The organism is Shewanella inventionis, from assembly GCF_019931735.1.
In the GTDB taxonomy this organism is placed as follows: Bacteria; Pseudomonadota; Gammaproteobacteria; order Enterobacterales; family Shewanellaceae; genus Shewanella; species Shewanella inventionis.
Genome location: NZ_CP082926.1, coordinates 2,672,528 through 2,698,751, shown reverse-complemented (window position 1 = coordinate 2,698,751; position 26,224 = coordinate 2,672,528). Strand labels below are relative to the sequence as shown.

General features: G+C 41.6%; 23 protein-coding genes and 3 tRNA genes. 13 read left to right on the top strand and 13 right to left on the bottom strand.

The genetic code is table 11. The features are described 5' to 3' along the window. Positions 1 to 4: 4 nt before the first annotated feature. The 5 genes from K8B83_RS12015 to zwf form a co-directional block, all read right to left on the bottom strand. Positions 5 to 232: a hypothetical protein gene (locus tag K8B83_RS12015; RefSeq protein WP_223417280.1), complete on the bottom strand. Its 228-nt coding sequence runs from the start codon at positions 230 to 232 to the stop codon at positions 5 to 7. Positions 233 to 1,294: 1,062 nt separating this feature from the next. After that, on the bottom strand, positions 1,295 to 1,939 hold the full coding sequence (locus tag K8B83_RS12010; RefSeq protein ID WP_223417279.1) for a bifunctional 4-hydroxy-2-oxoglutarate aldolase/2-dehydro-3-deoxy-phosphogluconate aldolase: 645 nt from the start codon (positions 1,937 to 1,939) through the stop codon (positions 1,295 to 1,297). A gap of 20 nt (positions 1,940 to 1,959) precedes the next feature. After that, entirely contained in the window at positions 1,960 to 3,786 is a 1,827-nt protein-coding gene (edd, locus tag K8B83_RS12005; RefSeq protein WP_223417278.1) for a phosphogluconate dehydratase, read from the bottom strand. An 11-nt stretch (positions 3,787 to 3,797) separates the two neighbouring features. Next, on the bottom strand, positions 3,798 to 4,496 hold the full coding sequence (pgl, locus tag K8B83_RS12000; protein WP_188739717.1) for a 6-phosphogluconolactonase: 699 nt from the start codon (positions 4,494 to 4,496) through the stop codon (positions 3,798 to 3,800). A 9-nt stretch (positions 4,497 to 4,505) separates the two neighbouring features. Further along, positions 4,506 to 5,975 (bottom strand): glucose-6-phosphate dehydrogenase, encoded by a 1,470-nt coding sequence (gene zwf, locus K8B83_RS11995; protein ID WP_188739718.1) that lies wholly within the window; start codon positions 5,973 to 5,975, stop codon positions 4,506 to 4,508. Between the two features lie 339 nt (positions 5,976 to 6,314). On the opposite strand from zwf, the gene K8B83_RS11990 reads away from it, so the two are divergent. Together K8B83_RS11990 and pyk are read left to right on the top strand one after the other, a co-directional pair. Continuing rightward, complete coding sequence (locus K8B83_RS11990) at positions 6,315 to 7,169, top strand: MurR/RpiR family transcriptional regulator (protein WP_188739719.1); 855 nt, start codon at positions 6,315 to 6,317, stop codon at positions 7,167 to 7,169. A 317-nt stretch (positions 7,170 to 7,486) separates the two neighbouring features. Further along, positions 7,487 to 8,926 carry a pyruvate kinase gene (gene pyk / locus K8B83_RS11985; protein WP_223417277.1) on the top strand — a complete coding sequence of 480 codons (1,440 nt, stop codon included), beginning with the start codon at positions 7,487 to 7,489 and terminating at the stop codon, positions 8,924 to 8,926. Positions 8,927 to 9,673: 747 nt separating this feature from the next. On the opposite strand, the gene K8B83_RS11980 is transcribed toward pyk, so the two are convergent. Then, positions 9,674 to 11,950 carry an acyl-CoA dehydrogenase gene (locus tag K8B83_RS11980; RefSeq protein WP_223417276.1) on the bottom strand — a complete coding sequence of 759 codons (2,277 nt, stop codon included), beginning with the start codon at positions 11,948 to 11,950 and terminating at the stop codon, positions 9,674 to 9,676. Between the two features lie 11 nt (positions 11,951 to 11,961). After that, complete coding sequence (locus K8B83_RS11975) at positions 11,962 to 12,603, bottom strand: TetR/AcrR family transcriptional regulator (RefSeq protein ID WP_188739722.1); 642 nt, start codon at positions 12,601 to 12,603, stop codon at positions 11,962 to 11,964. 196 nt (positions 12,604 to 12,799) lie between these two features. Here K8B83_RS11975 and K8B83_RS11970 point away from each other — a divergent pair, with 196 nt between their 5' ends. Next, the gene (locus K8B83_RS11970) at positions 12,800 to 14,650 is read left to right on the top strand and encodes a M2 family metallopeptidase (protein WP_223417275.1); all 1,851 of its coding nucleotides are present in this window, start codon (positions 12,800 to 12,802) and stop codon (positions 14,648 to 14,650) included. A 56-nt stretch (positions 14,651 to 14,706) separates the two neighbouring features. Here K8B83_RS11970 and smrA read toward each other — a convergent pair whose 3' ends face one another. Beyond that, the gene (smrA, locus tag K8B83_RS11965) at positions 14,707 to 15,309 is read right to left on the bottom strand and encodes a DNA endonuclease SmrA (RefSeq protein ID WP_188739724.1); all 603 of its coding nucleotides are present in this window, start codon (positions 15,307 to 15,309) and stop codon (positions 14,707 to 14,709) included. Positions 15,310 to 15,431: 122 nt separating this feature from the next. Between smrA and K8B83_RS11960 the strand changes: the two genes are divergently transcribed. Together K8B83_RS11960 and K8B83_RS11955 are read left to right on the top strand one after the other, a co-directional pair. Continuing rightward, positions 15,432 to 16,034 carry a YybH family protein gene (locus tag K8B83_RS11960; RefSeq protein WP_223417274.1) on the top strand — a complete coding sequence of 201 codons (603 nt, stop codon included), beginning with the start codon at positions 15,432 to 15,434 and terminating at the stop codon, positions 16,032 to 16,034. Beyond that, on the top strand, positions 16,034 to 16,513 hold the full coding sequence (locus K8B83_RS11955; protein WP_223417273.1) for a YchJ family protein: 480 nt from the start codon (positions 16,034 to 16,036) through the stop codon (positions 16,511 to 16,513). Before K8B83_RS11960 ends, K8B83_RS11955 begins: the two co-directional genes overlap by 1 nt. Here the strand turns inward: K8B83_RS11955 and K8B83_RS11950 are convergent. From K8B83_RS11950 to K8B83_RS11940, 3 genes are all read right to left on the bottom strand, one after another. Then, positions 16,510 to 18,738, bottom strand: a complete 2,229-nt coding sequence (locus K8B83_RS11950) for a bifunctional diguanylate cyclase/phosphodiesterase (RefSeq protein ID WP_223417272.1) — start codon at positions 18,736 to 18,738, stop codon at positions 16,510 to 16,512. The two genes, K8B83_RS11955 and K8B83_RS11950, sit on opposite strands and share 4 nt — an antisense overlap. 370 nt (positions 18,739 to 19,108) lie before the next feature. Next, positions 19,109 to 19,399: a DUF406 family protein gene (locus K8B83_RS11945; protein ID WP_398408990.1), complete on the bottom strand. Its 291-nt coding sequence runs from the start codon at positions 19,397 to 19,399 to the stop codon at positions 19,109 to 19,111. Between the two features lie 100 nt (positions 19,400 to 19,499). Further along, positions 19,500 to 19,985: a VC2046/SO_2500 family protein gene (locus tag K8B83_RS11940; RefSeq protein ID WP_223417271.1), complete on the bottom strand. Its 486-nt coding sequence runs from the start codon at positions 19,983 to 19,985 to the stop codon at positions 19,500 to 19,502. A gap of 124 nt (positions 19,986 to 20,109) precedes the next feature. Here K8B83_RS11940 and K8B83_RS11935 point away from each other — a divergent pair. The 4 genes from K8B83_RS11935 (at position 20,110) to K8B83_RS11920 (ending at position 21,722) form a co-directional block, all read left to right on the top strand. Further along, a tRNA-Tyr gene (locus K8B83_RS11935) sits at positions 20,110 to 20,194 on the top strand. 95 nt (positions 20,195 to 20,289) lie between these two features. Continuing rightward, a tRNA-Tyr gene (locus K8B83_RS11930) sits at positions 20,290 to 20,374 on the top strand. 26 nt (positions 20,375 to 20,400) lie between these two features. After that, a tRNA-Tyr gene (locus K8B83_RS11925) sits at positions 20,401 to 20,485 on the top strand. A 178-nt stretch (positions 20,486 to 20,663) separates the two neighbouring features. Then, entirely contained in the window at positions 20,664 to 21,722 is a 1,059-nt protein-coding gene (locus K8B83_RS11920) for a PLP-dependent cysteine synthase family protein (RefSeq protein WP_223417270.1), read from the top strand. A gap of 89 nt (positions 21,723 to 21,811) precedes the next feature. On the opposite strand, the gene queE is transcribed toward K8B83_RS11920, so the two are convergent. Further along, a complete protein-coding gene (queE, locus tag K8B83_RS11915; RefSeq protein ID WP_188739753.1) occupies positions 21,812 to 22,480 on the bottom strand; it encodes a 7-carboxy-7-deazaguanine synthase QueE in 669 nt (222 codons plus the stop codon). 198 nt (positions 22,481 to 22,678) lie between these two features. On the opposite strand from queE, the gene queC reads away from it, so the two are divergent. Next, positions 22,679 to 23,386: a 7-cyano-7-deazaguanine synthase QueC gene (gene queC / locus K8B83_RS11910; RefSeq protein WP_223417269.1), complete on the top strand. Its 708-nt coding sequence runs from the start codon at positions 22,679 to 22,681 to the stop codon at positions 23,384 to 23,386. Positions 23,387 to 23,540: 154 nt separating this feature from the next. Then, positions 23,541 to 24,167: a rhombosortase gene (gene rrtA / locus K8B83_RS11905; protein ID WP_373284924.1), complete on the top strand. Its 627-nt coding sequence runs from the start codon at positions 23,541 to 23,543 to the stop codon at positions 24,165 to 24,167. Between the two features lie 17 nt (positions 24,168 to 24,184). On the opposite strand, the gene K8B83_RS11900 is transcribed toward rrtA, so the two are convergent. Next, positions 24,185 to 24,727 (bottom strand): hypothetical protein, encoded by a 543-nt coding sequence (locus K8B83_RS11900; protein ID WP_188739731.1) that lies wholly within the window; start codon positions 24,725 to 24,727, stop codon positions 24,185 to 24,187. A gap of 317 nt (positions 24,728 to 25,044) precedes the next feature. Between K8B83_RS11900 and trhA the strand changes: the two genes are divergently transcribed. Then, positions 25,045 to 25,728, top strand: coding sequence for a PAQR family membrane homeostasis protein TrhA (gene trhA / locus K8B83_RS11895; protein WP_223417268.1), 684 nt, complete (start codon positions 25,045 to 25,047; stop codon positions 25,726 to 25,728). 112 nt (positions 25,729 to 25,840) lie between these two features. Then, positions 25,841 to 26,185, top strand: a complete 345-nt coding sequence (locus K8B83_RS11890) for an MGMT family protein (protein ID WP_223417267.1) — start codon at positions 25,841 to 25,843, stop codon at positions 26,183 to 26,185. The last annotated feature ends 39 nt before the right edge of the window (positions 26,186 to 26,224 follow it).

The following is a 26,224-nucleotide window of genomic DNA, read 5'->3' as shown; positions in this document are numbered from 1 at the left end:
TCGCTTAAAGTAAGATTGCGAGGTTCCACCCTGCACAGACCAAATACGGCGTCATCCCGGCAATGCCTTTGAGCCGGGATCTAGGTGTTATTTTGCTTTGAGCTTTTGAACAGGAATTACTGTGGCGGCTTATTTTACAGTGGGTAACGATACTCAATGAAATCACTTCTATGACACGCGGTAAACCCATCCCTGGGCGCTCTGCGAAAACATCCATGTTTTCGAAGGTCATAGCCGCGATTACATCCGCCGTATGCGTATCTTCGATTTAACCTTGTTTGTTATTCAAAGATTTGACGCATTTATGGGCAAAAGCTTGAAAACTAACTTCATGTCGTCTCAACACTAACGTCGTCCGTACTCACACGTCGTCCCGGTAATGCTTTTGAGCCGGGACCCAGGTGTTATTCTTTATGTCCTTCGTCCACACCAGAACACGATTAGTCAACGAAAGTAATTCACTACTTTAGATACTATCGAGTTAACTTTTGGACGGAAGATTTTATAAAACTTAACTCATACTAAATTGAGGTGTTAGTCAACGATACTCAATGAAATCACTTCTATGACACGCGGTTAACCCATCCCTGGGCGCTCTGCGAAAACATCCATGTTTTCGAAGATCATAGCCGCGATTACATCCGCCGTATGCGTATCTTCGATTTAACCTTGTTTGTTATTAAAAAATCTAACACATTTCTGGATATAAATTAGCTTTAGGGACAAGTATTGAACTGTTTTTATAAAAGTTTACCCTGACCCCACTAAATTCCTAACGTCGTCCGTACTCACACGTCGTCCCGGTAATGCTTTTGAGCCGGGACCCGGGTGTTATTTTTTATGTCCTTCGTCCACACCAGAACATGAGTAGTCAACGAAAGTAATTCACTACTTTAGATACTATCGAGTTAACTTTTGGACGGAAGATTTTATAAAACTTAACTCAGACTAAATTGAAGTGTTATAAATTTTGCATCCAAAAATGCGTTAGATAGCATCTAGAGTAGCAACTTACTTTCATTGGACACTCTTACTCTGGTGTGGGTGAAGCGCCACGTCGCTAGTGGTCGCAGGCCATAAAGCAACAAAACAAACACCTGGATCCCGGCTCAAAAGCATTACCGGGACGACGATTACACTACCCTGCGTGAGTTAAAAACTTGCGGCCTTTGCAATGGTGTGACGAAGCCCCAAGATGTTAGTGGCCCTAGGCAACATACTTGCGGCTATATGAAAAAGCCATAAAAAAACCAGCTGATTAGCTGGTTTTAGAGTGATGTGATTAAACGGTTAATTAAAGGGCGGCTAGCGCGTCTTTACATAACTGTGTAATACGATGCCATTCTTCATTGTCTACTGCATCTGTTGGTGCAATCCAGCTGCCGCCGATACAATCAACATTTGGCAATGCCAAATAATCTTTGTAAGTAGCAGGGCTAATGCCGCCTGTTGGGCAGAAACGAATGTCAGCTAATGGGCCGGAGAATGACTTAAGTGCATTTACGCCACCAGAAGCTTCTGCTGGGAAAAACTTGAAGTGAGTGTAACCTAACTCCATGCCTACCATGATTTCAGAAATACTGGCAATACCTGGGATTAATGGCACAGTGCCTTTTTTAGCCGCTTTTAATAAATCAACCGTGGCGCCAGGGGTAATGATAAATTGCGAACCAGCTGCAACCGCCTGGTTTAGCTGAGTTTCATTTAAAATAGTACCCGCACCCACAAGGGCTTCTGGCACTTCTTTAGCAATTTTGGCAATGGCTTCAAGTGCACAAGGAGTACGTAACGTCACTTCTAATACACTGATCCCGCCAGCAACTAATGCTTTAGCTAAAGGCACAGCATGTTCTAGTTTATTTATCACCATAACCGGAACTACTGGGCTACGTTTAAACACTTCTTGTGGTTGAAGTAACCAGTTATTAGGCTCAATCATGTTACCGACTTCCTTTATTTTTAATATAATTCATCAATCGCGCTAGTGCTTCGCGCACCCGTTTCTGGGCTGCTTAAGCTACTACGTAACGCACCAAACAATTCACGGCCCATGCCATACGCTGAATGGTGTAAGTCCACTGTCCCTGCGGTGCGGTTTGCAAGAATGTTTTCATCAACTAATAACGTTAACTCACCTGTAGTTGCATCAATGCGAATTAAATCACCATCTTCAACTTTGGCAATTAATCCGCCGTCTAATGCTTCTGGCGTTAAGTGAATGGCAGCAGGTACTTTACCTGATGCACCAGACATACGTCCGTCAGTAACAAGCGCCACTCTAAAGCCTTTATCTTGTAAGGTACCTAAAAACGGCGTGAGTTTGTGTAGCTCTGGCATACCATTGGCTTTAGGGCCCTGACCTTTAACCACAACCACGCAATCTCGGTCTAGTGAGCCAGATTTAAACAAGGCATCAATTTCATTTTGATCGTTAATTACAACAGCAGGTGCTTCAATAACGCGGTTGCCGGCAGGTACTGCAGATACTTTGATCACAGCGCGGCCAAGGTTACCTTTCAGTAAGGTTAAACCGCCGTTGCTTTGGAAAGGCGTATCAAGATGCGTTAATACTTCTTTGTCTAACGACTCAGTTACACCGTCAACCCACTTTAGCTCGCCATCAACAAAACGAGGTTCTTGGGTGTAACGACGTAAGCCATAGCCTGCGACTGTGTTTACATCTTCGTGAATTAAGCCGCCATCAAGCAATTCTTTAACCAATAACGCCATACCGCCAGCAGCATGGAAATGGTTAATATCAGCATGACCATTAGGATACACGCGAGCCAATAATGGCACTGCTGCAGATAAATCTGAGAAATCATCCCAGTTGACAATAATGCCAGCTGCACGTGCAATCGCCACGATGTGCATAGTTAAATTAGTTGAACCGCCTGTTGCAAGTAACGCAACAATACCGTTAACCACTGATTTTTCGTTAACCACTTCACCAATTGGTGTGTATTGCGTGCCCATTGCAGTTAAACGGCACACTTGCTTAGCCGCTATTTTGCTCAATTCGTCACGCAATGGATCATCAGGGTTAACAAATGAAGAACCTGGTAACTGTAATCCCATCACTTCAAGCATTAACTGGTTAGAGTTAGCCGTGCCATAAAAAGTACAAGTACCGGCACTGTGATAAGACTTTGATTCAGCCTCAAGTAATGCAGCACGATCAACCTGCCCTTGAGCAAACTGCTGACGAACACGGGCTTTTTCTTTGTTTGGAATACCAGACTTCATTGGACCTGCTGGCACAAATAGCATTGGTAAATGGCCAAAACTTAACGCACCAATCAATAAACCCGGTACAATTTTGTCACAAATCCCAAGCAGTAATGCACCGTCAAACATGTTGTGCGATAAGCCAACTGCAGTAGACATTGCAATCACTTCGCGGCTCAGTAGGCTCAGTTCCATTCCTGGTTGACCTTGAGTCACGCCGTCACACATCGCCGGTACACCCGCGGCAACTTGTGCCACACTGCCCACATCTATACATGCTTGTTTAAGCATGTTTGGGTATGTTTCGTATGGTTGGTGAGCCGATAACATGTCGTTAAATGCGGTAACAATACCAATATTCGCTTTAGTCAGTTGGCGTAATGAATCTTTTTCCGCTGGCTGACAGGCGGCAAAACCATGAGCGAGGTTGCCGCAACTTAACGCGCTGCGATGAACACCTTTAGCTTTAGCATCGTTTAGGGCTGATAGATATTTATCACGCGATGGTTTACTGCGAGCAATAATTCTATCAGTAACGCTTTGTACTACTGAATGCATGGTAAAACTCCTTACGCGCTATAGAACACATCAACGGGCGTTTTACGCTGCGCTAATACGGCTCTAATGGGCATTTGGGTAACATCATCACTTTCAAGGGCTTGATGATATACAGTTAATTTTGGTGCGCCGACAAGATGTAGATAAATCTGGCGACTATTCAAAATGGCATCTTTAGACAGCGTAATGCGAGCGTGAGGGGCTGTAGTTGGATTAACAGCAGCACACAAAGCTTTAGTGGTCAGTGCATTATCTAATTCTTTACTGCAAGGAAACCATGAACAGGTATGCCCATCAGTGCCCATGCCTAATACCACAACGTCAAATGGACGAGGGAAATTGGCTAAAGATTCGCTGGTCATGTCACAACCCGCTTCTGGCGTGGCAAACATGTTTTTAAGGCCACGAAATTTGGCGCTGGCAGCACGATTTTGCAATAAATGTTCGCGAACTAATCGTTCATTTGAGTCTTGCTCATCGGCATTAACCCAACGCTCGTCAGCTAATGTGACGTAGACATCACTCCAATCAACTAACTTTTGGCTTAACAGTTGAAACAGTTTGAGTGGTGTTGACCCGCCTGAAACAACAAGACTGGCTTTACCACGAGTATCAACAGCATCTTGCAACTGCTTAGCAATTTTGTCGGCAAGCTTAGCTTCAAGATCCGCTGGTGAATCAAATGATTTAAATACAGTTTCTTTAATCATGTTTGCTCCCTACTCGTCCCAAGAACGGCCGTCTTTAGTGATTAACGCAACAGACGCTACAGGTCCCCATGTACCAGCAGGGTAAGGTTTTGGCTTTTCACCGCTTTGTTCCCACGACTGAATGATCCCGTCAACCCACTTCCATGCCTGTTCTACTTCGTCACGACGCACGAATAAGGCTTGGTTGCCTAACATGGCTTCTAATAATAAACGTTCATAGGCATCGGCAATGCGTTCACTCTTAAAGGTGTCGGTAAAACTTAAATCCAGTTTGGTGGTTTGTAGGCGTTGCTTTTGCTCAAGACCTGGCACCTTGTTCATCATCTGGATTTCAACCCCTTCGTGAGGCTGTAAACGAATGGTTAATTTGTTCGGTGGCAGATTACGGTAGCTTGCGCGATACAAATTGTGTGGTGGATTTTTAAAGTACACCACAATTTCACTGCTCTTAAACGGCATACGCTTACCACTGCGTAAATAGAATGGCACGCCAGCCCAACGCCAGTTGTCAATATCAACTCGAAGCGCCACAAAGGTTTCTGTGTTTGAGTTGGTGTTCGCGTCATCTTCTTCTAAATAACCTGGCACAGGTGAGCCTTTTAAGAAGCCAGCGCTATATTGACCACGTACGGTGTTTTCATACACGTTGTCTTGATTGATTGGACGCAACGATTTAAGCACTTTAACTTTTTCATCACGAATACTGTCAGCGTCCAGGTTAACTGGCGGGTCCATTGCAACAAGCGTTAACACTTGTAGTAAATGGTTTTGGATCATATCGCGCATTTGCCCTGCGCCATCAAAGTAACCCCAGCGGCCTTCAATACCGACTTCTTCAGCAACGGTAATTTGGACATGATCAATTGTGCGGTTATCCCACTTAGAAGCAAACAACGAGTTAGCAAAACGCAGTGCAATTAAGTTTTGTACTGTTTCTTTACCTAAATAATGGTCAATACGGTAAACCTGGTTTTCGTTAAAGAACTCAGCAACTTGATCGTTAATTACATGCGATGAAGCTAAATCGGTACCAATAGGTTTTTCTAATACGACACGAGTATCTGATTTAATTAAATCTTGCTCATGCAAACAACGACAGATAGCACCAAAAATAGAAGGAGGAGTTGCGAAGTAATTCACCATGACACGTTTACTTGGCTCAAGTAAATCATGGAAAGCTTTATAGCCTTCTGGCTCAGTAAAGTTGGTGCCGATGTAATGACAACGACTCAAAAAGCGTTCTAACGTGGTTGGGCAAATTTCATCTTTAACAAAGGTATTTAATGCTTTGGTTACCAGCGCAATGAATTCTTCATGTGTGAATGCATCTTTTGCTACACCAATAACCTTGGTTTCTTTATCAAGTAACTCTGCTTTGTCTAGCTGATATAGTGAAGGTAGTAGTTTACGCCTAGCTAAGTCACCTTTGGTACCAAAAAGTACAAAGTCACAAGCCTTGGCTCCAGTTGATTTGCCCATTGCTGAAAGCTCTCCTGATGGTATGTGTGCGCCATGTTCGAATTCTGTCGATGAATAAAAACACACTTTTGTTGTAATATAACAACAGAATTTAAATATTGCATCTTTAATTTACAAATATTGCACTGTTGTTGAACTAGTCATATATAGTAAATATCTGGTATGATTTTCCACCTATAACAAGGCTTAAGAACCATTTTTACGTGATCTAGGTCTTGAAAAATAACAACAGGATCGTGTCAAAGGTAAAAAAATAACTTAAATCACGAAATTCCTGTAAGTTATGGTATAAAACTACATCACCTACTTTTTAGCTACTATTTTAGCGGATGCTTGCTTATGAATACCCTAGAAAAGGTTCAAAAAAGCCTTACCCAATTTAGTAAATCGGAACGTAAAGTTGCCGAAGTCATATTAGCCTCACCGCAAACAGCTATACATTCAAGTATCGCAACTCTGGCCAAAATGGCCGATGTGAGTGAGCCAACCGTTAACCGTTTTTGTCGTCGACTCGATACCAAGGGCTTCCCTGATTTTAAGTTACATTTGGCTCAAAGTCTTGCTAACGGTACACCTTATGTTAGTCGACATGTAGAAGAAGACGACTCACCAGACTCCTATACAACAAAAATCTTTGAATCTTCAATGGCATCGCTAGATACTGCACGCCAAAGCCTTGATACCGCCGCAATCAATAAAGCGGTAGATGTGCTGACCCAAGCCAAAACCATTTCGTTTTTTGGTCTTGGGGCTTCTTCTGCTGTTGCCCACGATGCACAAAACAAATTCTTCCGTTTTAACGTGCCTGTGATTTGTTTTGACGATGTTTTAATGCAGCGCATGAGTTGCATTAACTGTAATGAAGGTGACGTTGTTGTGCTTATCTCGCACACTGGGCGCACTAAATCATTAATCGAAATTGCGCGAATAGCTCGTGAAAATGGCGCCGCAGTTATCGGTATAACCGCCCGTAACTCGCCCTTATCATTAGAGTGTACGTTACCTGTCACGATGGAAGTACCAGAAGATACCGACATGTACTTACCTATGGCGTCACGTTTAGCACAGTTAGTGACAATCGATGTGTTAGCAACTGGTTTTACCTTGCGTCGTGGGCCTCGATTCCGTGACAATTTAAAGCGTGTTAAAGAAGTTTTAAAAGAATCTCGCGTCAACAAAGACCTGACGATTTAACGCTATAACGACTGTCAGAGCTGTTAAATAATTACACAATACTCAACGAGGTGTGTGTAAATGCATCGCTAAATGAGCAGTTGAACAGCTAATAAAGGCCAAGGGGATCTTCCCCTTGGCCTTTTTATTGTAAAAATCACTTATCTGTCACATAAATTACACAGCAAAATTCGTCTTTTTGTTTGTAACTTTACTACATTATTTGAGAATGTCTGTTAATATAGTTACATCATTTAAGTACTCAGACTGTTAATGTACTTTTAATAACCGAATTCTATTTAACACAAAATCTTTCTTTTCATTTAACGGAGTATCTCATGTTCCGCAGAACTAAAATCGTTACTACACTTGGACCAGCAACTGATCGCGATGACAATTTACGTAAAATTATCGCAGCAGGCGCTAACGTGGTTAGACTTAACTTTTCACACGGTTCACCAGAAGATCATTTAAAACGTGCAACTGATGCACGTAATATCGCTAAAGAATTAGGTAAACATGTTGCTATTCTAGGTGACTTGCAAGGCCCTAAAATTCGTGTTTCAACCTTCAAAGACAACAAAAAAATTAAGCTTAACCTAGGTGACACATTCGTCCTTGACGCTGAATTAGCAAAAGGCGAAGGTGATGAAAACCAAGTGGGTATCGATTACAAACAATTACCTGATGATGTGGTAATTGGTGATATTTTGATGCTTGATGATGGTCGTGTTCAACTACGAGTAGATCGTGTTGAAGGCCGTAAAGTGTTTACCACTGTGACTGTTGCGGGTCCTTTGTCTAACAACAAAGGCATCAACAAAAAAGGCGGCGGATTAACAGCTCCTGCATTAACAGAAAAAGACATGGCTGACATTAAAACAGCAGCCATGATTGATGTTGATTATTTAGCGGTGTCATTTCCACGTACAGGTGCTGATTTAGATCTCGCACGTAAACTTGCTTTAGAAGCAGGTAGCAAAGCATTAATCGTTGCTAAAGTTGAACGTGCTGAAGCCGTTGAAACTGACGAAGCGATGGATGATGTGATTAAAGCATCAGACGTTGTAATGGTTGCTCGTGGTGATTTAGGTGTTGAAATTGGCGATGCTGCATTAGTAGCAGTACAAAAGCGTTTAATTCAACGTTCACGCCAGTTAAACAAAGCAGTGATCACTGCGACCCAAATGATGGAGTCAATGATCACCAGCCCAATGCCAACACGTGCAGAAGTGATGGACGTAGCAAACGCAGTATTAGACGGCACCGACGCGGTGATGTTGTCTGCTGAAACCGCTGCAGGTGACTTCCCTGAAGAAACCGTTAAAGCAATGGCTAACGTGTGTCTAGGCGCAGAATCACACCCAAGTGTGAAAGTGTCAAAACACCGTATGGATCAAAGCTTCACGTCTGTTGAAGAAACCATCGCACTTTCTACTATGTATGCGGCTAACCACTTAGCTGGCGTGAAAGCGATTATCTCGTTAACTGAATCTGGCGCAACAGCTAAGTTAATGTCACGTATTAGCTCAGGCTTACCGATTTTTGCACTATCTCGTCATCAAAAAACCTTGGCAAGCATGGCGTTATACCGTGGTGTTCAGCCAATTGAGTTTGACTCAACAGCTTATCCAGCTGATTTACTAGCTCAAGAAGCATTAAATTGCATGGTTAAAGCCGGTTTCTTATCAAGTGGTGACATGGTATTAATGACCAAAGGTGATGCGATGGAAACCATCGGTGGCACTAACACTTGTAAAGTACTTGTTGTAGCTTAAGTAGCTAATAACGACCCACTCAAAGCGGTGAATCGCGAACCTGTGGGTTGATACCAAACTAAGCCAACCTTGCGGTTGGCTTTTTTATTATCATTCATAAATGGTAATAGCAATCAGGATACAACCAACCAGGATAAATAAGTGATCAGTGATTGCTTAGAAAAACGGCTTAAAATAAGGCTGAAATTGCAGCGAGCTCCTTCTACCTTAAAAATTATAACGACGTTATAAGCGATGTTAACCATTAAGAATGATCACATTCTTGTGCTGATTGGTTATTTGTACGTTAGAGACTGTTTTTATGCGCGGTGTAATACCAATTCCACTAATTATCTGGTCATTCAGCGGGAATTCTGTACCTTCTAGGCAAGTAATAGGATTGTAGGCATAGTTGCTCTACGTCAAAATACTATTAAGCAGCATAGAAGGCACAGAAACCCGCCTTTCAGGAGACGCTCAGACAGTCCATTTCTTTGTTGCATTGCCTTAGAAGGGAATAACCATTATTTCAACAATGCGCCTCAAACTGAACAGTCTGAGCGACTCTGATTGGTCACATAATTAATGGAAATGGTATAAACACGCGTATCTGATCCCATCATACCTGTAAGGCTCATCGCCCTCGCCTGATGATCAAATAACAAACCAGCGGATATCGGCAATAAAAAAGCCCCAACTGAGTCAGGGCTTAATTTTTACTGCACTAATTTTTACTGCACTAATTTTAACTTCACTATTTTACAGTCATTATAGCTTATCGAAATCATTCACATTGATGGCTGCCAAACGCAGCTTATCGGCTTCAACAAGCTGTTTATGTTCAGCTTCTGTAATAATGTCTTTATCAAGTGCAACATCAAATAGTTCAAGCATTGGTAATTTAGACTTTAAATGACCGCTGCGTTGCGCTTTTTTCAGCTTTTTATAGACATCTTTTGCGGCGTATTTCGCTAAAAATGCATTTTCTACTTCAGCAATACCGCTGGTGTCACCGTCAAACTCACCACATAAGAAGGTAATGCGGTTACGAGCTGGTCCAGGTTTCAGCATGCCTTTACACACTTCAACTGCATTTGTATCGCTAGGCGCATTAAAATGGTTACCCAATGGGAATATAAGCACGCGTAATAATACCCCAGCAATTTTACTTGGAAAATTACGAATGGCATCCTCTAGTGCTTTTGCGGCCAAGTGCAATCGTTCTGTCATTGCATAATGCACAGCAGGTAAATCATCTTGTTGGCGACCATTGTCTTCAAACAATTTTAACGTTGCTGATGCAAGATACAATTGGCTCAATACATCACCCATACGTGCAGAAATCATTTCTTTACGTTTAAGATCGCCACCCATAATCAACATAGACAAGTCAGTCATGATAGCAAGTGATGACGAAATACGTGTCATGTCGCGATAATATTGCTGAGTTGGACCACTCACTGGTGCACTGGCAAAACGACTGCCCGTTAACGCACTACCAAATGAACGTAATGCATTACCAATGGCATAACCCATATGACCAAGCAGTAATGAATCGAAACGATCTAATGCCGAGGTTTCATCTTCCATACCAGCGGCTTCCATTTCAGCCAGTACGTATGGGTGACAGCGTGTTGCACCTTGACCAAAAATCATCAATGAACGCGTAAGAATATTTGCACCTTCTACGGTAATTGAGATTGGATTAGCCATAAATGCATGACCTAAATAGTTTTTAGGTCCTAACTGAATACCCTTACCTGATTGAATATCCATGGCATCTTCGAGTACATCACGACCTAACTCTGTCATGTGATACTTAGCAATAGCTGTTACAACTGAAGGTTTTACCTTTAAATCGATACCTTGTGTAGTTAAGCGGCGAGCAGCCTCAAGCTGATAAGTGTTGGCAATAATGCGAGCCATGGCTTCTTGCACGCCCTCAAAATTACCAATTGGCATACCAAACTGTTGACGTACGTAGCTGTATGCTGTGGTGGTTTTAGTTGCCACATGCCCCGATGCAGTTGCCAGTGCTGGTAACGAAATACCGCGCCCCGCTGACAAACATTCAACCAGCATGCGCCAGCCTTTACCTGCAAATTGAGGACCACCAATAATCCAGTCTAAAGGGATAAACACATCTTTGCCGCTTGTGGTACCGTTCATAAAGGCCATCATTAATGGATTATGACGACGACCAATTTCTACGCCTTCGTGATCGGTTGGGATTAAAGCACAGGTAATACCTAGATTTTTAACATCCCCCAATAAACCATCAGGGTCGCGCATTTGGAAGGCTAAACCTAATACCGTCGCCACTGGTGCAAGGGTAATATAGCGTTTGTTCCAGGTTAGACTTAAGCCAAGAGTTTCTTCGCCGTTAAACTCACGACGACACACAATGCCCACATCAGGGATTGCGCCTGCATCACTGCCCGCTTCAGGACCTGTTAATGCAAAGCAAGGGATGTCTTTACCTACTGCAAGCGACGGTAACCAGCGCTCTTTTTGCTCTTGAGTACCATAGTGAGTTAATAATTCACCAGGACCTAAAGAGTTAGGCACCATGACAGTTACCGCAGCGCTTACACTGCGAGTGGCAATTTTAGCCACAATCGTTGAATTCGCATAAGCTGAAAATTCACGACCACCGTATTTTTTAGGGATGATTAACGCAAAGAAGCCTTCTTCTTTAAAATATTGCCAAAGCTCTGGAGGTAAATCTTTACGATTATGTACGATATCAAAATCGTCAATCATGGTGAGGGCAGTTTGTACCTGATTGTCGATAAAATCTTGTTCTTCTGCGGTTAATGTTGGTTTACCGAAACCGTGCAAGGTATTCCAGTTTGGTTTTCCGCGGAATAACTCCCCTTCCCACCACACATCGCCCGCTTCCATGGCTTCTTTTTCGGTGCTAGACAGCGGTGGCAACACCTTTTTGAAGAACGAAAATACCGGACGCGTGATAAATTGCATGCGGATATTACGTACACCAAAGAGGACAATGATCGCAATCAATAGCAATATGACGATACTCATTTTATACCTTCTTAGTTTGTTAACACAGGGACAGCAACACCCGCTGCCATGTAGGGAATGACTTTACGAATAATTGCTTCAGTGTTGTTATGTTCTCCATAATCTGCTGCTGCAATCTCATTTAATGCGTCTGCTGATGCCATGGTGAACACTATGGTCCCCAGGGTGAAATGTAAACGCCAAAACATTTCTGCAGGTGGAATGTGCGGTGCGCTTGCAGAAACCGCTTTAACAAATGTAGCCAAATGTTCTGCATAATGCGTAGTAATAAACCAGCGTAAATGCCCTTGGCTTTCAATGTAGCCTCTGCCAAGCAACTGTAAAAAGATGATCGTTCCACCATTACGTACTTTATTTAATTCAAGTAACGGTTTAATTAAAGCAGAAAAAATCTCATTGAGTGAGGCATGCTCAGGTGCAAGGTGTAAGCGATTAATTTCAATTGATGCACTTGGCATAAAAACATCAAGGTATCTTGCTAATACAGCACGAATTAATTCTTTTTTAGAACCAAAATGGTAATTGACCGACGCCAAATTGACTTCGGCTTTACTGGTGATCAGTCTTAACGAAGTTTCAGAAAAACCTCTTTCAGCAAACAACTTTTCAGCTGCATCGAGTATTCTTGTTTTTGTATCAGTACGGCTTGCCATTCCATGACCCAAAGTTAATTTAAACACCCGTTTAAATTAATCATTGAGCGAACAGATGTCAATCGAAATTATTTGCTTTGTATCTAAAATCAAACCACCAAAAGCGTAACAACTGCACCAGATTGTTAACTTATATGCAATGAAGGCATTTTTTAGGTACACTGACGCCGATAAGAAAAACAAGGATGCCAATATAATGAACTTCCCTTTAAAACAACCGTCTCAAATTGCCCTTATTGTGTCACTCGCTTTAGGACTTAGCGCCTGTGATGCCCCCCAAGAAACGACCAGCGTTTCAGCAAACAACACACCGCAAATTGACAGTGCTGCTGCCATAGAATTTATCAATAAAGCTGAAGCGGATTTAGCCAATTTAAATGTTGAAGCCAATCGTGCAGAATGGATTTATTCAAACTTTATCACCGACGATACCGCCGCCTTGTCGGCTGCAATGGGTGAAAAAATCACTTCAACATCGGTACAATATGCAACTGAAGCGGCTAAATACGCCAATGTTGAGCTTGATGCCGTTAACGCAAGAAAATTAAATAGTTTACGCAGTAGCCTTGTGTTACCTGCGCCATTAGATCCTGCTAAAAACGCAGAACTGGCCGGTATCGTATCTGAGCTCAATGGTTTATACGGTAAAGGTAAATACTGCTTCGCTGACGGGCGCTGTTTAACTCAGCCAGAATTGTCTAACTTAATGGCAGAGTCGAAAGACCCAGCTGTATTGCTAGAAGCATGGCAAGGGTGGCGTGAAATAGCTAAACCTATGCGGCCTCTGTTTGAGCGTGAAGTCGAACTCGCCAACCAAGGAGCAAAAGATTTAGGTTATGCTGATTTATCTGAATTATGGCGTAGCCAATATGACATGGAGCCTGACGCATTTTCTGCCGAACTTGACCGTCTGTGGACACAAATAAAACCACTATACGACTCTTTGCATTGTTATGTACGTGGGGAATTAAACGAGCAATACGGTGATGATGTCGCGCCTAAAACCGGCCCTATTCCGGCCCATCTATTAGGTAATATGTGGGCACAACAATGGGGCACCATTTATAACAGCGTTGCGCCAGAAAATGCAGATCCTGGTTACAACGTTACCGAACTCTTAGCAAAAAATGGTTACGACGAAATCAAAATGGTAAAGCAAGCTGAAGGCTTTTTTACCTCTTTAGGTTTTGACGCGCTACCAGAGAGTTTCTGGACTCGGTCGCTTTTTGTGCAACCGCAAGACCGAGACGTAGTCTGTCACGCATCAGCATGGGATTTGGATAATCTTGACGATATCCGAATTAAAATGTGCATTCAAAAAAATGCTGAAGACTTTACGGTTATCCACCATGAGTTAGGCCATAATTTTTATCAACGCGCATACAAAAATCAGCCATTTATTTTTAAAAACTCAGCAAATGACGGGTTCCACGAAGCCATTGGTGACACTATCGCGTTATCGATAACACCTAAATATTTGCAACAAATTGGCTTGCTAGACACAGTACCAGACGCCTCTAAAGACATTGGCCTACTTTTGCGTCAAGCCTTAGATAAAATTGCCTTTATGCCGTTTGGTTTAATGATTGATCAATGGCGCTGGCAGGTGTTTAACGGCACAATTAAGCCAGATCAATATAACCAGGCCTGGTGGGATTTACGTGAAAAATATCAAGGCGTAAAAGCCCCTATAGCACGCACTGAAGCAAATTTTGACCCAGGAGCAAAATACCATGTACCTGGTAATGTTCCGTATACCCGTTACTTTTTAGCACATGTATTACAGTTCCAATTTCACAAAGCTTTGTGTGATATTGCTGGAGATACCGGCCCAGTTCATCGTTGCAGTATTTATGGCAACAAAGAAGCTGGTGCTAAGTTAAATGAGATGCTTGAAATGGGAGCGAGCCAACCTTGGCCAGAAGCGCTCAATGTTGTCACTGGAACCAAACAAATGGATGCCAAGGCAGTACTCGATTACTTTGCGCCATTACAAGTATGGTTAGATGAGCAAAACACTGAAGCTAACCGCCAATGTGGTTGGTAACGCGTAACCAATAGCACATAAGTAACAAAACAGGGCGCTGAGTAAGCGCCCTGTTTTTATCTAAAACCGCTGCCTTTTCGATTCAACTCGCTGGTTTCTATTTTCTTTTGATGTGATTTTTTTAGCATCACAAATACGGCTCCAACCCCGCCCTGGTTACGGGTGGCTGAATGATAGGCCACAACGGGCTCGAGTTGTTGCAACCAATGACATACGGCAGACTTCATTAACCCTGGATAAGGTTTACTTTTGTACCCTTTACCATGAATAACCAACACATTACGTTCGCCACGTTCATAAGCACTCAAGACACAATTAACCAAGCTATCACGCGCCTGCTTGAGGCGATATTCATGCAAGTCTAAAACCGTTTTAATGGGGTATTTACCCAACCTTAGCAGTTTAAATACGGCTTCTTGGATACCTTCAACTTTATAACTGACGATGTCATCGGGTTGTAGTGGATGAATTAAATGCGGATCAAGTGGTAATAACTGTAACAATTCATGTTGCTGTGCTGCTGCCCTTTTGGCTAACTGAGCTTCTGTGATACTTAATGGATTAAGCCACGTTTGTGATGATAAACTCTGGTTATCAGGTTTTAAGGGGGTGACATCAGCCATTTCTTGTAAAAATAAATCATTATCACTAAAAGCCATGGTTTACCTCCTACATACTTTGTAAAGATTATGCGCTTGGCAAAATCATTGAATAATTTATAGTTACGCTTACGGTATCGTGTTTAAGGTACCCTTTTCACCTATAAAATAGAGAAAACGCATTGAAAAAATTATTGTTTCGTTTTAACACAAACATCTTAGCTTACTTTATCCTTACCTTGTGTTTGTGTATTTTCACGCTTAAATCGTCTGCGTCAGAATCGGTTCCTCATAAAGCGCTTAATGCTAATTTTGCTAAATTAACGCAAGCATTTGAACAATTAGATCTGTCTAGCATTGAACAAATATATACCGACGATGCAGTTTACATTTCAGAAACACAGGAAAAAGGCATTTTTTCTGGTAAAGACAATATCCTGAGCTTGTACACTCGTTTTTTCGATAAAATTAAACGCAAAAACGCCAAATTAGAAGTCGATTTTAGAGTATTAATACGTCACAGCGACGCAAATAGTGCAACTGATATTGGTTATTACCTAGTGCGTTTTCATCCTGGGGAGGACTCTGGCGAACCAATAAGTGAATTTGCGGGTAAATTTGTTACTGTCTTTGCCAAAGATAATAAAGGCAAATGGCAAATTAGCGTGGATTCGAACACCCATGCGTTACCTAAATTTTATTATGACGCTAAACCCGTCCCCAACCTTTATTATGGACGTCAATTCATTACATCTAAAAATATTGAACCGAGTTCAGCACCCTAATGAATGCCAATATAACAACAGCCCTATGCCCTTGTGGAAGTAAAACAACATATCAACAATGCTGCCAGCCTTTGCACAATCAACAACGACTCGCAACGTCGCCTGTTGAACTCATGCGCTCGCGTTATTGTGCCTTTGTCATCGGGCAATTTGATTATTTGATATCTACTCATCATCTTGATTATCGGCAAGGGTTAACCGCATCACAATTAGCCAGTAGCAAGACGCATTGGTTAGGCCTGCAAATCATTAACACATCCTTGTTTGACACTAGCGGTGAGGTTACATTTAAAGCCTGGTATCTTGAAGATAAACAGATAGATGCAATATACGAAACATCATCGTTCGTATTGGTTGACGGTTGCTGGTTATATACTCATGGTCAGCAAATGCACACCCGCCTTCCTGGTAGAAATGATCCGTGTATTTGCCACAGTGGTAAAAAATTTAAACAGTGCTGTGCAAAATTGTGTCATTAATCCAATAATGGCAACGAGGTGGGTTGTTGGTCGATAAACTGAACAAAGTCACTTACTCTTATCGCTGGGCTATAAAGATAACCTTGGGCGTGATGACAGGCGCTTAAGGTTAAAAATGCTTCTTGTTCTTTGGTTTCGACCCCTTCAGCGGTTAATGAAATATTTAACGCTTTTGCCATGGCAATTATCGCGCTAACAATTTCACGGCTTTCACGGCTCGACGAAATATCCATAATAAATGAGCGGTCTATTTTTAACTTTGAAATGGGGAACTGTTTCAGATATTTCATTGAGCTGTAACCGGTTCCAAAATCATCAATTGCTAACCCCACACCTAACTCGGCCAGTTCGTGACATAAGTTAATGGCATAACGAACATCGCCCATTAACTCCGTTTCGGTGATTTCTAAAATTAACGTTTTAGGTTTGAGGCGATAGCGTGTGACTAAGCGCCAAACTTGTTCATATAAATTGCCGCTAAAAAACTGCCTTGCTGCAACGTTAACGTGCATGGCGATATTCACATTTTTATGCTGCCATAAATTAAGTTGCTTGCAGGCAGTTTCAAGTACCCATTCACCAATGGGATTGATTAATCCTGTTTGTTCAGCAATATCAATAAACGAACCTGGATACAACACCCCTTTTTTAGGGTGATGCCAACGTATTAACGCTTCAGCACCAATATATTGATTGGTTTGTAAATCCATTAAGGGTTGGTAATAAAGCTCAAACTCTCGACCTTTAATCGCTTGTTGTAAATCTCGTTCGATTTCTGCATTACTGGTAAACGAATCTAATAAATCAGCATTAAAGAACTGATAATGCATTTCAGACTTACCCTTGGCGTATTGCAAAGTTATGTCGGCACAGGATAAAGGAGAAAACATTCCAGCAACTGATTGGATATCGACAACGGCAATGGCAGGCTTTGGATCGACTTTTTCTCGAGAAATCACCGCTGGCGCAGCTAAACTCAAATAAAGTCGCTTAATCATTTGCTCGTGCTCACCCGAATTTGCACCCTGTTCATGCATTTGAGGCGGCAGCAAGACGGCAAACTCATCACTGCCGACTCTTGCAACATCAATGGCCTTTACCGAAAAGGAAAAGTGCTTTAAACGGCGAGCGACTTCGATCAGCAATGCGTCACCTTGTTCATGCCCATGCGTATCGTTAAACCGTTTAAAACTCATTAAATCAATCAGAATTAAGGTGCCGTCAACTGCACGATCCAATTGCTGAGTAAAATAACTGCGGTTGTGCAAACCGGTTAAGCTGCAATGCCAAGCCAAATACTCTAATTCGGCTTTATGTAAATACTCACTGGAATTATCATAGCTAGACACTAACGCGTAGTGTTTACCGAGCTCAGTAACAAAAGGGGTAATATGATAATTAAGCCAATATTGGCTTCCATCAACACGGGTTAATTTTATATTACCTTTAACTATCTCATTATCATGAAGTTTTTTTACAATCACATCAAATAGATTAGGATTAGATCTAAAAATATCCAGGTTCATTGCACTATGGTGCTCGATAGAAGTCCTGGCAAGACCGGTCATTTTTTCATGCGCGCCGTTCACATACTCGACAATTTTAGTCTCAGTATTAACCAACATCACCACATGTTCTGATTGCTCAGTAGCATTACGCAGTAAGTAAATTTGTTCATTGCTGTCGTAAGTGTAGCGTGTGGCAAGAGTGAGCGCTAATTGATCGGCACATTGAACAGAAAATTGAATGTCTGCTTTTAGCCATTTATGTTGTTCAACAAACTCAATTGAAAGCACCCCTTCTATATGTCCATTGATACGAATGGCGACATCAAGGCGGGTGTTTATATTGTGGTGCTGATAATAAGCGGTGAATTGTGGAATTTGCGCGCTTTGCTGATCATCAGAAGAAAGAAGGTAACGATGGGATCGAAGTTCAGTGAAATAGAGCGGGTCAATTGCCGACGTTTGGCGTAAAGATGCATTATGTTCAAGCATATTAGCAACATGGCTAGCAACTAAATTATGCTGGCAAACATGAAATCCATCAAGATTACTGGGAGTAGAGTCATCCTGGCTTAACAACCACACCGACACAAAAGACGCGTCAAAGTGCTCTCTTAAAAGTTGGCATACCAACTCAGAGGTTGCGGTAAAATCACCTTTTTGTTTAGCACTGGAATTTACAATTAATTCCAATAAGTGCTGTTGCTCTTTTCGATTCATTTAAATTCCGAAACGTGATCGAACGACTCAACTGTTCTGACTTGCATCACTTCAATGTGATTTTTTATATTTTTTATTTAATGACAAGGCAGCTACAAAAAATTTGAGTGCAATTTGGGAACAATGTCCGCTTTACTCATGTATACAAGGCTAATGTATACAAAGGCTTTTCAGTAAACAAGCGTTAGCTACTATACTGACTAATAATGGCGAAGATTACACTTTTTACCTATTAACAGCAAACATTTAGTTAGGTTTTTAAACAAGCGAGACAATACGCTGAACTGAGTTTAAGTTATTCATTTAATGGAACAAAAATGAACCGAAATCCATCTCTGCTCCAATATCGCTTTGCTTTGTAATTGTTTCTTTACAATGCGTTTTCGAGCTGAAAAATCATTTTTTCAACACTAAAGGCAAAATCTAAGGTTAACGCGCATTGATCTGCTGTGTGATGAATGCTTGCTTTTGTGCCCGGAAATCGTTGTTCTGCCGCTAATTTTAGTGCGCTAGCTCTTGCTAAGGCATCATCACCGATAAAACTCAACTCCAGTAATGTGTCTTGTGCTTCTACTACTGCGCCAATATCAACGAAGCTTCCGCAATCGGCACAACTGTCGTTAACATTATCGGCTTGCTGCTGTTTAATTTGATTGATCATATCGTGTCCTCAACTGCCTACGTCAATGTGTGACAAGCATGCTAACCTAAACAGCAGAAATTTATATTTGCCAAGCTCACAAATAGACAACTTCGTTTTATTACGCCAGGATTTGGCTTATTTTTCTCTGCGTCGCGATTTGATCAACAAAATGCATCTCTTCAATAATATTGTGTTGTTGATATAAATTGAGGGCTTTACGTTTTGTCAGCACGTCGCAGTTGCTTAAGACTTCAACCATGGCGTCAGGTTGTGAGCCTCTGATAACTAAAGCTTCTGGCGTTAATGCTTGTTGTAATTGAAATTGGCGAGCACCCTCGCGTTGAAAAGTCGCTGCGTTATCGGTAAGGGGAATGTCAGTGGAGACATCAGCAATTAACGCTTGCGCGGGTGGGAGCGAAAATGTTTTGCGAAGTTTTTGTTCAACGCTCAGGTCCTTGTCAAACTGAAATTGCGCCATGTCGCGTGCATCGGCTGACAACATAGCCAATAGTAAACCAAATTCTCCACGACGATTGTGTTCAACCGCCCCGTTTAATCGGCTGCCTATTTGTAACTCATTGACTAATGTTGACTCAATTTGCATATAAAAACATCACTACAACTGCTCAGTGATATTTTATCGACCAAATAAATCAAAACTTTAAAAAATTTTCATTTTTAGGCTTTACATACAAAGGGTTTGTGAATACTATGGCGGCCGCAATTGAGGAGGGGTTCCCGAGTGGCCAAAGGGATCAGACTGTAAATCTGACGGCTCCGCCTTCGAAGGTTCGAATCCTTCTCCCTCCACCATTTGCCTGTTGTATCTTGTACCCGTTTTAGTCATGTATATGATTAAAACAAAAGCGTTAAAGTGTAAATAGAAAGTAAGCAATAAAGAAAAATCTGGAGGGGTTCCCGAGTGGCCAAAGGGATCAGACTGTAAATCTGACGGCTCCGCCTTCGAAGGTTCGAATCCTTCTCCCTCCACCATTTTCTTTATTATCTTCTTTCGCTGTGGAGGGGTTCCCGAGTGGCCAAAGGGATCAGACTGTAAATCTGACGGCTCCGCCTTCGAAGGTTCGAATCCTTCTCCCTCCACCATTTTACATCTCGTTAAGCCTTAACATTTCCAGCTTGTTGTTATCCTCACTGTACACTCATCAATAATCTATTGATTTACTTCTATAAATCTCATTTTTTATCCCATTAACATTTATTTCTTCTTTTCATTTTTTATTTTGGTTATGATTTATTCCCATTTGTAATAACGAGTTTTGTCATGCCAACTACTTGGGTCAATCAGGCCATCGCAAAAATTGAAGCAGATTACCAACGTTCTGCAGACACGCATTTAATCAAATTAGATTTACCACAATTAGTCGGCGTTGATATCTATTTAAAAGACGAGAGCACTCACCCAACCGGCAGTTTGAAACATCGTTTAGCCCGCTCGTTATTTTTATATGCATTATGTAATGGTTGGGTAAAGCAAGGCACGCCCATCATAGAATCATCATCAGGCAGCACCGCCGTCTCTGAGGCCTATTTTGCTCGCTTACTGGGCTTGCCGTTTATTGCTGTTATGCCAAAAACAACGGCCAAAAAGAAAATTCAACAAATTGAGTTTTACGGTGGTCAGTGTCACTTTGTCGATAATGGTAGCCAAATGTATGCAGAGTCAGAACGGTTAGCTCGTGAACTCAATGGCCACTACATGGATCAATTTACTTATGCAGAGCGGGCAACTGATTGGCGTGGTAATAACAACATCGCTGATTCTATTTTTAGTCAAATGGAAAAAGAGCCTCACCCCATTCCAAGTTGGATTGTGATGAGCCCAGGTACTGGCGGCACAAGTGCCACCATAGGCCGTTATATTCGATATCAACAACGTGCAACCCAGTTATGTGTCGTTGATCCTGAAAACTCCGTTTTTTATGATTATTTTCAACGTGGTGATGCCTCAATAACGAGTAATAAAAGCAGTAAAATTGAAGGCATTGGCAGGCCTAGAGTTGAGCCATCATTTATTGCTGGGGTCGTTGACAGTATGTTGCAAATACCCGATGCAGCCTCAATTGCAACAATACAATGGTTAGAACAATTGATTGGCCGTAAAACAGGGGCATCGACAGGGACTAATTTATATGGCGCACTCTTATTGGCGACTAAAATGCGACAAGCTGGTGAAAGCGGTTCAATCGTGACGTTAATTTGTGATGCGGGTGAGCGTTACCTCGACACTTATTACAATCCACAATGGATCGACACCCATATTGGCTGCTTTGAACATTATCGCAAAAAGCTTGAAAATTTTAATGATAGTGGTTTGCTTTAAGTCACCTTACCTCAATACAACAATGCCGCAGATTATTTGCGGCATTATTTTATCATTTGAATATATGGACTTATACCAAGATCATTCTATTAATCGATATTTAAATATTTGTGGGTCTGAATAGACAAGCGCCAGTTACGAGCAATACAAACTTGCATTGCAAGCTGTGTTGCGCGGGGCTTTTGACTAATAGGTTGTAAACAAATGGTTTTGCCTGTGACGTCGATGTCATTCAGTAGTGCATCTAATTCATCAATATGTTTTTCTGTGGCGATGGGGTGTTTAATTTCATTGGCGCGCACTAACGCTTGCTCAAGTACTTTATAACCGCCTTTCATATTCACTTTAGGCGACACCGTCACCCAAACCGAGTCATGACATTTAACTTCAAAAGTGCCACTGGTCTCAATTTGAACCTGATACCCTGCTGCAATAAAATCATTTGTCAGTTCAGTTAAATCATATAAGCATGGCTCACCACCAGTTAACACGATGTGTTTTGCCGTAAAGCCTTTATCTTTAAAAGCTTGGATTAAACTGCTGCCGGTATGATCGGCCCAACGGCCAATAGTGCCATCAACTTGGATAACTTGCTCTGCGCTGACTTTATTTTCAGGCAACACATCCCAGGTTTGTTTAGTATCACACCAAGCACACCCCACAGGACAACCCTGTAAGCGAACGAAAAGTGCCGCGACTCCGGTCAAAGAGCCCTCACCTTGTATTGTTTGAAATACTTCGTTAACTGGATATTTCATCATTTACCTTACTTTTAACGCCTAGCAATAGCACCAGACAAATAACAGGGCGGCATTTATAGAGGATTTTACCGCCAGCTGCAAGTATTTACGCGACGTGCTTTGCACTTGTGCTGACCTTAGGTAAACTATCTGTTCGATATTTTTGAACAACAAGAGTAATAGCGCCAACTGTTTATCGGTGCGTTAAGAGTATTTATGTCAAACACTGCATCACACTCAACCAAAGCATTAGTCGTATTCAGCGGCGGACAAGATTCAACCACTTGCCTTATTCAAGCATTGTCACAATACGATGAAGTCCATGGCATCACTTTTGATTATGGTCAGCGCCACCGACAAGAAATAGAAGTGGCCAAAGCGTTAGCGTTTGAGCTCAATTTAGCCAGCCATAAAGTGATGGACACCACCTTGTTAAACGAGCTAGCCATATCAGCATTAACACGTGATGCAATTCCTGTGTCGCACGAACTTATGAATAACGGCTTACCTAACACATTTGTGCCGGGGCGTAATATATTATTTTTAACATTGGCAGGTATTTATGCCTACCAACTTGGCTGTGATGTCATTATCACAGGCGTGTGCGAAACGGACTTTTCAGGCTACCCAGATTGCCGAAATGAATTTATTCAGTCAATGCAGCAATCGTTAGCTTTAGGAATGGACAAGCCATTGAAGATAGTCACGCCGTTAATGTGGCTCAATAAAGCTGAAACCTGGGCTTTGGCTGATAAATATCAACAATTAGCGTTAGTGCAAAATAAAACCCTAACCTGTTATAACGGTATCATTGGCACGGGTTGTGGCGACTGTCCTGCTTGTTTGCTTCGCCAGCGTGGTCTTGATGATTATTTACAAAACCAACAGGCAGTTATGGCATCATTAAACAGTAAAATGCAATAACAGCAAACACAGCCATTAACACTGCGACATGTTATAATAATAAAATATCATTGATTGCCGGGGGTTGCCTAACAACGCCCCCTGCCATTGTAATAACTTGATTTCATATTGGTTGTTATCCTGACAGCTTCAACTAAAACGATTAGAGGTAATTGTGGCTAAACAATCAAGCTCAGTTGGACCCTATCATTTTTTAGTCGTGATCAGCTTACTCTGTATCGCCTTGTTTGCTGCTGACATCCCTTCCCCCCCTTTTTATCCAATAGATCAATATTTTAGTTATCGTTACGACGATATCCAACATGGCCAGGTGTGGCGATTAGTGACTGGAAACTTATTGCATACAAACCTGTGGCACCTGCTGATGAATTTAGCCGGCTTTTGGGTGATTGTTTTTTTACATGACGTGCACTATAAACGTCACCCAGAGAAGCTGGTTTTACTCTTTGTGTGCTTATGCTTACTTGAAGGTATCGGGTTATACCTATTTTACCCAAGCTTAAAAGCCTATGTCGGCCTAAGTGGTATTTTGCATGGCTTATTTGCCTTTGGCGCCTTAATGGATATCCGTAAAGGTTATTATTCAGGGTACTTACTACTGCTTGGTGTTATCGCTAAAGTGGCATATGAACAATATTTTGGTGCAACAGAAAGTGTAACGGCATTAATTGGTGCAAGAGTAGCAACAGAGTCTCATCTTGTGGGCTTAATTTGTGGTTTACTGTGTGCGCTTTGCTGGTCTTTTGTTGCTAACCGATTTAAATATAATAAGTTATCTTAACCAGCAGAATAAACTCGTCATTGCTTGTCAGATTTTTCAGTTACCGTATCGTTGTTTTGAGTTTCATTGCCAAGTTTATCAAGCGGTGCTTTAGAGGTTAATTTTTCAGCCTCCTGTGCTCGCTCAACTAATTTATTGTATTCAGATTCAGTAATTAAATAGCTTTTTAGCGGTGGTAAAGTGCTAGCAGCTTTTTGCTCCAATGGAATGTCTGCCAAACCACTGATGTCCACTCGCCCGAATATAAGGGCAATGGCTATCACAATGACATGGATCATGAGCACCACAAACCAACTATTATTCGCCATTAAACGTGTTAATTTTCCGCTTAAGCCAGCCTCTTGTGGCAAGGATTCATCAGACAATAACGGCTCATTAGTTTCACTAATGGGTGATATCACACCTTTAAACTGTAATTGAATATCATCGGCTATGTGCTGTTGATGTTGCTCAAGAGTGTCAACATCGAAGTTATTTTCATCGCTAATGAAGGGGGTCACATCGAGGTTAAACTGAATGTGTTCAACGTCATCCTCAGGTGTCAACCTTGTTGTGTTCATATGCTCAACCTACATCACATGCTTTGATATTTGGCTTAAGTATAACGTGAATCACCATTTTATTAGCATTGTATTTATCTATATTCATATTAAAAAAGTGAACTCCAGCTATTTTAAGGGAACTTAATCAACTGAATAAAATGATAAAAACCAAAAATCACAACTTTCAGCTTACACGTGTTCACCTAAATGTGGCTATTTGAAATTGGGGCTGATAGACTAATGCTCATAGTCGTTTTAAGGTTGTTACGTTTAACCCTAAAAGATTAACAGGCCAGCACAGCTTAAGATCAATCCACGTTTTCAAACAGGATAGTATGAACTCTTTAACCGATACATTAATTACCGAGCAATCCACTGCAGCGGTTTCAATATCTGACTATTCGCACAAAGAAGAACTCGCCAATGCCATATCCCATGCGCTTGGTGTATTTGCGGGTATAGTGGGGTTAATTTTAATGTTATTAAAAGCACCACCAGAATTGTCTTTTATGCAAATCAGTGGCGTTACTGTGTATGGCATAAGCATCATTGTGCTTTTTATGGCCTCAACGTTATATCACTCCAGTAAAAGCCAGCTCTGGCGTAAACGTTTTAAAATGGCCGATCATTGTGCTATTTATACGTTAATTGCGGGTACATACACTCCGTTAATGTTAATTAGCATTCAAAGCCCGCAAGCCACAATAGTCTTAGCGTCTATTTGGACGCTAGCATTAGGCGGCATTGTGTTTAAAACCCTCTTTATTGGCCGATTTAAAGCCTTTAGCGTGATACTGTATTTAATTATGGGTTGGTTATGCGTCACGGTAATGGGCGATTTAAAAAGCCAAATGAGTGATTTAGGTTTAGGCCTGTTACTTGCTGGGGGGATATTTTACAGTCTTGGTGTGATATTTTACGTAGGCAAACGCATCCCATTTAACCATGCGATTTGGCATCTATTTGTATTAGGCGGCGCGTTTAGTCACTTTTTGTGTATTTATCTTACCGTACTGTAAAAAATGATTAAAAGTTCGTTATCAACATTTATCAGCAAAAAATAAAATGCAGTTGTACATTGACTGCCATTTTTCTATCATCTATTGCTAATACATTCTCGGTTGCAAGAGCATGAATAAACTGACTCCTATGGAGCGAATATGGTTTATTGTTAATCTTATCCCCCACGGTTCTGTGTTACCTTACGGCGTAGTGGCTGACTTAGCAGGGCTTCCTGGGCGAGCGAGGTATGTCTCAAGGGCTCTTAGGCTGGCACCCGATCCACTTTTTCTACCATGGCACAGAGTAATCAATAGTCAGGGTAAAATTTCGTTTGCAAAAGACACTGAACCATTTCGTACACAACAAGAATTGCTCAGATCAGAAGGTATTACAGTGAACGCTGGCAAGATTTCGTTGTCTCAATATCAATGGAAACCAGATCTCGCAACGTTAGTTTTTGAGCTACCCTTTTAAAGTCAAGCTGTTAACGTTATAAACTGTTAAGGTAATAAC